Source organism: Phenylobacterium sp. (assembly GCF_041691455.1).
Lineage (GTDB): Bacteria > Pseudomonadota > Alphaproteobacteria > Caulobacterales > Caulobacteraceae > Phenylobacterium.
On sequence record NZ_JBEPUO010000053.1, the window covers coordinates 1 to 9,694 of the forward strand.

Genomic DNA, 9,694 nt, shown 5'->3' on the forward strand with positions numbered 1-9,694 from the left:
ATTTTTTTGAGTCGGGGCGGTGTTTTGTCTTTCCTTTTTAACGTGTGGGGTTGTGGTGGTGTTTGCGTGGGGGCATACTTCCTGGGGGGGGGAGGTTTATCTCAAACCGCCCGCGCCGGAAAGCTCAGTCTAGGTGGGCTTACCAGCGGTAGTGCGAGAACGCCCGGTTGGCCTCGGCCATCTTGTGGGTGTCCTCCCGCTTCTTCACCGCGGCGCCGCGGTTGGAGGAAGCGTCGAGCAGCTCGCCGGCGAGCTTCTCGGTCATGGTGTTCTCACCGCGCTTGCGGGCGGCGGCGACGATCCAGCGGATCGCGAGCGCGCGGCGGCGCTCCGGACGAACTTCCATCGGCACCTGATAGGTGGCGCCGCCGACCCGGCGGGACTTCACCTCGATCGCGGGCGCGACGTTTTCCAGAGCCGAGTGGAAGGTTTCCAGCGGGCCCAGGTCCTTGCGCTTGGCTTCCAGGATGTCGAAGGCGCCATAGAGGATGTTCTCGGCGACGGCTTTTTTGCCTTCGTACATCACCATGTTCATGAACTTGCTGACCACCAGGTCCCCGAACTTCGGGTCGGGAAGGACTTGGCGTTTCTCTGCGCGGCGGCGGCGGGACATTCTTCTTCTTCCTTACTTCGGACGCTTGGCGCCGTAGAGCGAACGACGCTGGCGGCGGTCCTTGACGCCTTGCGTATCGAGCACACCGCGAAGGATGTGGTAGCGGACGCCGGGAAGGTCCTTCACACGGCCGCCGCGGATCAGCACCACGGAGTGCTCCTGCAGGTTGTGGCCTTCGCCGGGGATGTAGCACACCGCCTCGATGCCCGTGGTCAGGCGCACCTTGGCGACCTTCCGCAGGGCGGAGTTCGGCTTCTTCGGGGTCGTCGTATAGACCCGGGTGCAGACGCCGCGGCGCTGCGGGCAGCCCTTCAGGGCCGGGACCTTGTTCCGCGAGGGCTTGTCCTGGCGCGGCTTGCGAATGAGCTGGTTGACTGTCGGCATCTAATCTCGCTTGCGTGGAGGCGTGTGCCGTTTGGCCGAAGCGCCTCAGTTAAGGTCCTGGTTAGCGGTCTCGAAGCCACCCGCTGAACGCAAAAACCCGCCGGGACGCGCTTGGCGTGCGTTCCGACGGACGAGGTTCATCGGGACAGGGACGAATCCCGGCCTCGAAAGAGCGCGCTACATAGTCGGGAAGCGCCTGCGCGTCAACGTTTGCGGCCCCCTGCGGCGGCGTCGCGGCGGCCGCCGGTTTTCAGCCACGAAATCGCCGCGGGGTCCGGGCTCTCTACGGCCGAGCTGACGGAGGGCGCGGAGTTCGGATGAAGCTGGTGCGGCGCGGCCGAACCTCCTGGGCGGTCGCAGCCTCCATCGCCGCCCACCTGGGCCTGCTGATCGCTGTCCTCCTTCAGAAGCCGACCTTGCGCATTCCGGCCGAGCCTGGCGGCCCGCCGGAAGCGATCATCCCGCTCTTGATCCTGCCCCGCACCCCGCCGCCCCTGGCCGGGGCCGGCGCGAAGCCCGCGCCGATCCAGCTGCATCGCCGCCAGCAGCGCAACCTGCCGGACGCCCCGCCCGTCGCGCCCCTGGTCACGCCGAGCGCCAAGCCCGCCGAAGCGCCCGTGCAAGCCCCCGCGCCGGTCGCGCTGCGGCCCTCGCTGCAGCCCGCGCCGCCGGCCGATCCGGTGCGCGCCACGCTGCGGACCACGCTGGGCTGCTCCGAGGCCCGGATGGCGGGCCTGACCCCGGACGACCGCGCCAACTGCCTGGAGCGGCTGGGCCGCGGCGCGCGCGAGGCGGCCTATCTGCCGCCGGTCCTCTCGGCCGACAAGCGCGCCCTGCTCGACCAGGCAGGCGCGGCGAAACTGGCCCAGAGGGCAGCCGCCGAGCGGGCGGCGCCGACCGCCCGCACCGCGCCGGAGCCCGCCGACTACGACGGCGAACCGGCGGTCGGCGGCGCGGGGCTGAGCGCCTACGGCCCCATCGAGCACAAGCCCAGCAAGCGCGCCGCTCCCAAACTGGGTCCCCTGCCCCCATAGTGAGCCAGAGCAGGCCGCGCCACGAAATCGCCGCGCGCGCGCCTACCTGTGAAATCACGCTGGCGAGGGACGACCGCGCGGATGGTGACGGCGAGACGCCGCCGAATGACTTGGGCCGTCGTGGCCTCGACCATCGCCCACCTGGCGGTGGCGGTCGTCGTGCTGTTGCAACGGCCGACGCTGTCCATGCTGGTCCAGGAACGCGGGCCGCCGGAAGCGATCATCCCCATCCTGATCCTGCCCCATACGCCACCGCCCGCCGCCGGCCGGCTGGCCCAGCCCGCGCCGATCCGGCTGCACCGGCGTCCGCAGCGGTTCGTGCCGCCGGATGTGACCCCTGCGCCCATCGCCCCGCCCACGCCGCCGGCCCCGGCGCCCGCCGCGCCGCGCCCCGGCCCCGTGGTGATCCATCCCGCGCCTCAGCCCGAGGGCCCCAAGGGCGACGTCCGCACCGCGCTGCGCCAGGGCGCGCCGGGCTGTTCCAACCCGGACGCGGTCGGCCTGACCAAGGCCGAGCGCGACCTCTGCAACGAGAAGTTCGGCAAGGGCGCGAAGTCAGCTCCCTTCCTTGGGCTCGGCCTGGCAGGCGACAAGCAGCGCCTTCTGGATGCCGCCGCCCAGAAGAAGGACGACGACTACCGCTACAAGCGCGGCACGGTCCCCAGCGGCCTGGGCAAGGAAGACAGGCCCGGCCAGACCGCCGAGGACATGGGCGCCAATCTTGGCAACGACAGGCCTGCCGCCAAGGTCACGATCCCGAACTGAAGCCCCGACGCCAAAACGGCCCGGGATCGCTCCCGGGCCGTTCGGTAGGTTTGGACTGCAGCGCTGGTCCTAGGACTCGACCTTCTCGGCCTCCGCCTCGACGGCGATCACCTCCGGAAGCGGCTCCATGGCCTCTTCGCGGCTGGCGGTCAGGGCTTCGTCGCGCTTGGCGGCGATGCGCTGGAGGTTCCGCAGATACGAGCCCGTGCCCGCCGGGATCAGGCGGCCCACGATCACGTTCTCCTTCAGCCCTTCCAGGGTGTCGACCTTGCCCTGGACGGAAGCCTCGGTGAGCACCCGGGTGGTCTCCTGGAAGGAGGCCGCCGAGATGAAGCTGCGGGTCTGCAGGGACGCCTTGGTGATCCCCAGCAGCACCGGCTGGGTGATCGCCGGACGGCCGCCGCGGGTCTCGGTCTTGGCGCTTTCCTCGTCGACTTCGATCTTGTCGAGGTGGTCGCCCTTCAGCAGGCCGGTGTCGCCGGGCTCGAGGATCTCCACCTTCTGCAGCATCTGGCGGACGATGGTCTCGATGTGCTTGTCGTTGATCGGCACGCCCTGCAGTCGGTAGACCTCCTGGATCTCGTTCACCAGGAAGTCGGCCAGGGCCTCGATCCCGAGGATCCGCAGGATGTCGTGCGGGTCGGGATTGCCGTCGATCAGGTACTCGCCCTTGCGGATCACGTCGCCGTCGTGGACGGCGATGTGCTTGCCCTTGGGGATCAGGAACTCGACCGCTTCGCCGCCGTCTTCCGGGGTGATCTTGATCCGGCGCTTGTTCTTGTAGTCGCGCCCGAACTCGACCCGGCCGTCCATCTCGGCGATCACCGCGCAGTCCTTCGGACGGCGGGCTTCGAAGAGCTCGGCCACCCGCGGCAGACCGCCGGTGATGTCCCGCGTCTTGGCGCTTTCCGTGGGGATCCGCGCCATGACTTCGCCGGGCTTCACCTCGTCGCCGTCGCCGATCGACAGAACCGCGCCGGCCGGCAGGAGGTAACGCGCCTCGCCGCCGTTGGAGATGCGCATGTAGGCGCCGTCCTCGCCGATCACCGCCATGGCCGGACGCAGGTCCGAGCCCTTGGTGTGGGCGCGCCAGTCGATGACCACGCGGTTGGTGATCCCGGTGGCTTCGTCGGCTTCCTCGCGGACCGACATGTTCTCCACCAGGTCCTCGAACCGCACCTTGCCGCCGACTTCGGTGATGATCGGGGTGGTGTAGGGGTCCCATTCGGCCAGACGCTGGCCGCGCTTGACCTTCTCGCCGTCCTTGACGCGCAGGCGCGCGCCGTAGGGGGGCTTGTAGGCTTCGCGGTCCTTGCCATCGACCTGGACGGTCAAGGCGAGGTTGCGGCTCATGCCGATCAGGTGGCCCTGGGCGTTCACCACCGTGTTGCCGCCGACGATCTTCACCACGCCGTCGTTGGCGCTTTCGAAGAACGACTGCTCGGCCACCTGGGCGGTGCCCCCGATGTGGAAGGTCCGCATGGTCAGCTGGGTGCCGGGTTCGCCGATGGATTGGGCGGCGATGACGCCGACCGCTTCACCGATGTTGACCGGGGTCCCGCGGGCCAGGTCGCGGCCGTAGCAGGCGCCGCAGACGCCGACCTTGGTCTCGCAGGTCAGGACCGAGCGGATCTTCACCGACTGGACGGCCGCGCCCTCGACGAGGTCGCACATGTTTTCGTTCAGGTAGGTGTCGGCCGGCACGACCACTTCGCCGGTGTTCGGGTTCTTGATGTCTTCCGCGGCGAAGCGGCCAAGGATCCGAAGGCCCAGCGAGACCAGCACGTCGCCGCCTTCGACCACGGCGCGCAGGGTGATGCCCCGCGTGGTGCCGCAGTCTTCCTCGGTGATGATGCAGTCCTGCGCCACGTCGACCAGACGGCGCGTCAGATAGCCGGAGTTGGCGGTCTTCAGCGCGGTGTCGGCCAGGCCCTTACGGGCGCCGTGGGTGGAGTTGAAGTACTCCTGGACGGTCAGGCCTTCCTTGAAGTTCGAGATGATCGGCGTCTCGATGATCTCGCCGGACGGCTTGGCCATCAGGCCGCGCATGCCGCCGAGCTGCTTCATCTGAGCCTGCGAACCCCGGGCGCCGGAGTTCGACATCATGAAGATCGAGTTGATCTCGCCTTCACGGCCGCTGGCGTCCTTCTCCGCTGTGGAGACCTCGGCCATCATCTCGTCGGCGACGCGGTCGGTGGCCTTGGCCCACGCATCGACGACCTTGTTGTACTTCTCGCCCTTGGTGATCAGGCCGTCGGCGTATTGCTGCTCGTACTCTTCCACCAGCTTGCGGGTCTCGGCGACGATCGGCGCCTTGCGCTGCGGGATGACGATGTCGTCCTTGCCGAAGGAGATGCCGGCCTTGGCCGCCTCGCGGAAGCCCAGAGCCATGATCTGGTCGGCGAAGATCACCGTCGCCTTCTGGCCGCAGTGCCGGTAGACGATGTCGATCAGGTTGGCGATTTCCTTCTTCGTGAGGTTCTTCTCAAGAAGCCGGTGGCCGACCGCCGGGTGGCGCGGGAAGAGCGACGCGATCTTCATCCGGCCCGGCGAGGTCTCGATGACCTTCTGGACCAGGTTTCCTTCGGCATCCATTTCGCTGTAGCGCGCGCGGATCTTGGAGTGCAGCGAGACGACGCCGGCGTCGAGCGCCTGGTCGATCTCGTTGAGGTCCGCGAACGCCTTGCCTTCGCCCGGCTCCCCGTCGCGCAGCAGCGAGAGGTAATAGAGGCCCAGGACGATATCCTGCGACGGCACGATGATCGGCCGCCCGTTGGCGGGCGACAGGATGTTGTTCGTGCTCATCATCAGCACGCGGGCTTCCAGCTGGGCTTCCAGCGAGAGCGGCACGTGGACGGCCATCTGGTCGCCGTCGAAGTCGGCGTTGAAGGCGGTGCAGACCAGCGGGTGGATCTGGATGGCCTTGCCCTCGACCAGCTGCGGCTCGAAGGCCTGGATGCCCAGGCGGTGCAGGGTCGGCGCGCGGTTCAGCAGAACCGGGTGCTCGCGGATCACCTCGTCGAGGATGTCCCACACCGCCGGCTGCTCACGCTCCACCATGCGCTTGGACTGCTTGACGGTGCCGGAGAGGCCCTTGGCGTCGAGCCGCGCGTAGATGAACGGCTTGAAGAGCTCCAAGGCCATCTTCTTCGGCAGGCCGCACTCGTGCAGCTTCAGCTCGGGGCCGACCACGATGACCGAGCGGCCCGAGTAGTCGACGCGCTTGCCGAGCAGGTTCTGGCGGAAGCGGCCCTGCTTGCCCTTCAGCATGTCGGCGAGCGACTTCAGCGGGCGCTTGTTGGCGCCGGTGATGACCCGGCCGCGGCGGCCGTTGTCGAACAGCGCGTCGACGGCTTCCTGCAGCATCCGCTTTTCGTTGCGGATGATGATGTCCGGCGCGCGCAGCTCGATCAGGCGCTTCAGGCGGTTGTTGCGGTTGATGACCCGGCGATAGAGGTCGTTCAGGTCGGAGGTGGCGAAACGGCCGCCGTCCAGGGGAACGAGCGGACGCAGTTCCGGCGGGATCACCGGCACCACGGTCAGGATCATCCACTCCGGCTTGTTGCCGCTCTCGATGAAGCTTTCGATCAGCTTCAGGCGCTTGGACGCCTTCTTGAGCTTCATTTCCGAGGTGGTGGTGACCAGCTCCTCGCGAAGCTTGTCGGCCTCCTTGTTGAGGTCGAGGCCCTTCAGCAAGCCCTGGACCGCCTCAGCGCCGATCTCGGCGGTGAAGCTGTCGTCGCCGAACTCGTCCTGGAAGCGCATGTACTCGTCTTCCGAGAGCAGCGAGTGCTGCTTCAGGGGCGTGAGGCCCGGCTCGGTGACGATGTAGTGCTCGAAATAGAGCACGCGCTCGATGTCCTTCAGCGCCATGTCGAGCATCATCGAGATGCGGCTCGGGAGCGACTTCAGGAACCAGATGTGGGCGACCGGGCTGGCCAGTTCGATGTGGCCCATCCGCTCGCGCCGGACGCGGGCCAGGGTGACCTCAACGCCGCACTTTTCGCAGATGATGCCCTTGTACTTCATGCGCTTGTACTTGCCGCACAGGCACTCGTAGTCCTTGGTCGGACCGAAGATGCGGGCGCAGAACAGGCCATCGCGCTCCGGCTTGAAGGTCCGGTAGTTGATGGTCTCGGGCTTCTTGATCTCGCCGAACGACCACGAGCGGATCTTTTCCGGCGAGGCGAGCGCGATACGGATCTGGTCGAAGGTCGGAGCGGCCTGGACCGGATTGAAGATGTTCAGGACTTCCTGGTTCATCTTGATTCCTTCTGCGGGACCTGCCCGCGTAAATTATTGAGGAAAGACAGCGAGGGCGAACCGCCCTCCCCGGCCAGAATTCTTGCGAGCAAGAACGGGCCAGGGAGGGCCAGGGATCGCGTCAGCTGTTTTCCAGCTCCACGTTGAGGCCCAGGGAGCGCATCTCCTTGACCAGCACGTTGAAGCTTTCCGGGATGCCGGCCTCGAAGGTGTCGTCGCCGCGGACGATGCTCTCGTAGACCTTGGTGCGTCCGGCCACGTCGTCGGACTTCACCGTCAGCATCTCCTGCAGGGTGTAGGCGGCCCCGTAGGCTTCCAGAGCCCAGACCTCCATCTCCCCGAAGCGCTGACCGCCGAACTGCGCCTTGCCGCCCAGCGGTTGCTGGGTGACGAGCGAGTAAGGACCGATCGAACGGGCGTGGATCTTGTCGTCCACCAGGTGGTGCAGCTTCAGCATGTAGATGTAGCCGACGGTCACCGGACGCTTGAACTGCTCGCCGGTCTGTCCGTCGTAGAGGTACGACTGACCGGAGCGGGCGAGGCCCGCCTTTTCCAGCAGGTTCTCGATGTCGTCGATGTGGGCGCCGTCGAACACCGGGGTGGCGAACGGGATGCCCTTCGACAGGTTCTGCGCGAGTTCGAGCAGTTCCTCATCGCTTTCCGGCAGCTCCTCTTCGGAGCCGTAGGTGCCGACCAGGTAGTCGATCAGCGCCTTGCGTTGGCCGCCGTTCTGCCAGGCCTCCAGCAGGGCCGCGACCTGTTTGCCGAGGCCAGCCGCCGCCCAGCCGAGGTGGGTCTCGAAGATCTGGCCGACGTTCATCCGGCTGGGCACGCCCAGCGGGTTGAGCACGATGTCGACGTGGGTGCCGTCTTCCAGATAGGGCATGTCCTCGATCGGCAGGATCTTGGAGATGACCCCCTTGTTGCCGTGACGGCCGGCCATCTTGTCGCCCGGCTGCAGCTTGCGCTTCACCGCCACGAACACCTTGACCATCTTCATCACGCCAGGCGGCAGCTCGTCGCCGCGCTGCAGCTTGTCGACCTTGTCCTCGAAACGACGGTCGAGACGCTTGCGGGCCTCGTCGAACTGGCGGCGCATGGCCTCCAGCTCGGCCATGGCCTTCTCGTCTTCGAGCGCGATCTGCCACCAGAGGCCGGGCGAGATCTCTTCCAGCTTGTCGGCGTCGATCTTGCCGCGGCCGAGGCCCTTGGGCCCGGAAACCGCGACCTTGGCGACCAGCAGGGTGCGCAGGCGCGAGGTCATGTTGCGGTTCAGGATCGCGAATTCGTCGTCGCGGTCCTTGCCCAGGCGGTCGATTTCCGCCCGTTCGATGGCCAGCGCGCGTTCGTCTTTGTCGACGCCGTGCCGGTTGAACACCCGGACCTCGACGATGGTCCCGGCGACGCCCGGGGGCAGGCGCAGGGAGGTGTCGCGGACGTCGGAGGCCTTCTCGCCGAAGATGGCGCGCAGCAGCTTCTCTTCCGGGGTCATCGGGCTTTCGCCCTTGGGGGTCACCTTGCCGACCAGGATATCGCCCGGCAGGACTTCGGCGCCGATCGCCACGATGCCGGCTTCGTCGAGGTTGCGGAGCGCTTCCTCGCCGACGTTGGGGATATCGCGGGTGATCTCTTCCGGACCCAGCTTGGTGTCGCGGGCCATGACCTCGAACTCCTCGATGTGGATCGAGGTGAAGATGTCGTCGCGCACGATGCGCTCGGAGATCAGGATCGAGTCTTCGAAGTTGTAGCCATTCCAGGGCATGAAGGCGACGAGGGTGTTACGCCCCAGGGCCAGTTCGCCAAGGTCGGTCGAGGGACCATCGGCCACCACGTCGCCGGCCGCGATGCGGTCGCCCACGCGCACCAGCGGACGCTGGTTGATGCAGGTCGAGGTGTTGGACCGCTGGAACTTCTGCAGCCGGTAGATGTCGACGCCGGGCTTGGTCGGGTCGGTCTCTTCCGTCGCGCGGACCACGATGCGGGTGCCGTCGATCTGTTCGACGACGCCGGAGCGGCGGGCCACCACGACCGCGCCGGAATCCACCGCCACGATCGACTCCATGCCGGTGCCGACCAGCGGCGCATCCGTCTGGATGAGCGGCACGGCCTGCTTTTGCATGTTGGAGCCCATCAGGGCGCGGTTGGCGTCGTCGTTTTCCAGGAACGGGATCAGCGAGGCCGCGACCGAGACCACCTGCTTCGGCGAAACGTCCATCAGGTCGACGTCGGCGCGCGGCAGCAACGAGGGTTCGCCGTTGATCCGGCCAGGGACCAGATCGTCGACGATCGAGCCGTTCTCCAGCTTGATGTTGGCCTGGGCGATGACGTGCTTGGCCTCTTCCATGGCCGACATGTAGACGACCTCGTCGGTCGTCTTGCCGTCCTTGATCCGGCGGTAGGGGCTCTCGATGAAGCCGTACTTGTTGACCACCGCGTGGGTGGCCAGCGAGTTGATCAGGCCGATGTTCGGGCCTTCCGGCGTCTCGATGGGGCAGATCCGGCCGTAGTGGGTCGGGTGCACGTCGCGGACTTCGAAGCCCGCGCGCTCACGCGTCAGACCGCCCGGGCCGAGCGCCGAGAGGCGGCGCTTGTGGGTGATTTCCGACAGCGGGTTGGTCTGGTCCATGAACTGCGA

Annotated in this window: 6 protein-coding genes; 2 read left to right on the forward strand and 4 right to left on the reverse strand. The window is 67.2% G+C overall.

Annotated elements, in window-relative coordinates; genetic code table 11:
* Nucleotides 1–139: 139 nt before the first annotated feature.
* Both rpsG and rpsL read right to left on the reverse strand, forming a co-directional pair.
* Nucleotides 140–613 (reverse strand): 30S ribosomal protein S7, encoded by a 474-nt coding sequence (gene rpsG / locus ACESMY_RS22970; protein WP_372786968.1) that lies wholly within the window; start codon nucleotides 611–613, stop codon nucleotides 140–142.
* Nucleotides 614–625: 12 nt separating this feature from the next.
* Nucleotides 626–997 (reverse strand): 30S ribosomal protein S12, encoded by a 372-nt coding sequence (rpsL, locus tag ACESMY_RS22975; RefSeq protein ID WP_293345753.1) that lies wholly within the window; start codon nucleotides 995–997, stop codon nucleotides 626–628.
* 317 nt (nucleotides 998–1,314) lie between these two features.
* Between rpsL and ACESMY_RS22980 the strand changes: the two genes are divergently transcribed.
* Entirely contained in the window at nucleotides 1,315–2,031 is a 717-nt protein-coding gene (locus ACESMY_RS22980) for a hypothetical protein (RefSeq protein WP_372786969.1), read from the forward strand.
* Between the two features lie 105 nt (nucleotides 2,032–2,136).
* Complete coding sequence (locus ACESMY_RS22985; RefSeq protein WP_372786970.1) at nucleotides 2,137–2,796, forward strand: hypothetical protein; 660 nt, start codon at nucleotides 2,137–2,139, stop codon at nucleotides 2,794–2,796.
* Between the two features lie 69 nt (nucleotides 2,797–2,865).
* Here ACESMY_RS22985 and rpoC read toward each other — a convergent pair whose 3' ends face one another.
* Both rpoC and rpoB read right to left on the reverse strand, forming a co-directional pair.
* Complete coding sequence (gene rpoC / locus ACESMY_RS22990; protein WP_372786971.1) at nucleotides 2,866–7,059, reverse strand: DNA-directed RNA polymerase subunit beta'; 4,194 nt, start codon at nucleotides 7,057–7,059, stop codon at nucleotides 2,866–2,868.
* 121 nt (nucleotides 7,060–7,180) lie between these two features.
* A partial coding sequence (gene rpoB / locus ACESMY_RS22995) for a DNA-directed RNA polymerase subunit beta (RefSeq protein ID WP_372786972.1) occupies nucleotides 7,181–9,694 on the reverse strand: 2,514 nt, incomplete at its 5' end.

Bases quoted from the DNA above. Each gene is read 5' to 3' on its own strand.
- rpsG (WP_372786968.1), bottom strand. From the start codon at position 613: ATGTCCCGCCGCCGCCGCGCAGAGAAACGCCAAGTCCTTCCCGACCCG.
- rpsL (WP_293345753.1), bottom strand. From the start codon at position 997: ATGCCGACAGTCAACCAGCTCATTCGCAAGCCGCGCCAGGACAAGCCC.
- ACESMY_RS22980 (WP_372786969.1), top strand. From the start codon at position 1,315: ATGAAGCTGGTGCGGCGCGGCCGAACCTCCTGGGCGGTCGCAGCCTCC.
- ACESMY_RS22985 (WP_372786970.1), top strand. From the start codon at position 2,137: ATGACTTGGGCCGTCGTGGCCTCGACCATCGCCCACCTGGCGGTGGCG.
- rpoC (WP_372786971.1), bottom strand. From the start codon at position 7,059: ATGAACCAGGAAGTCCTGAACATCTTCAATCCGGTCCAGGCCGCTCCG.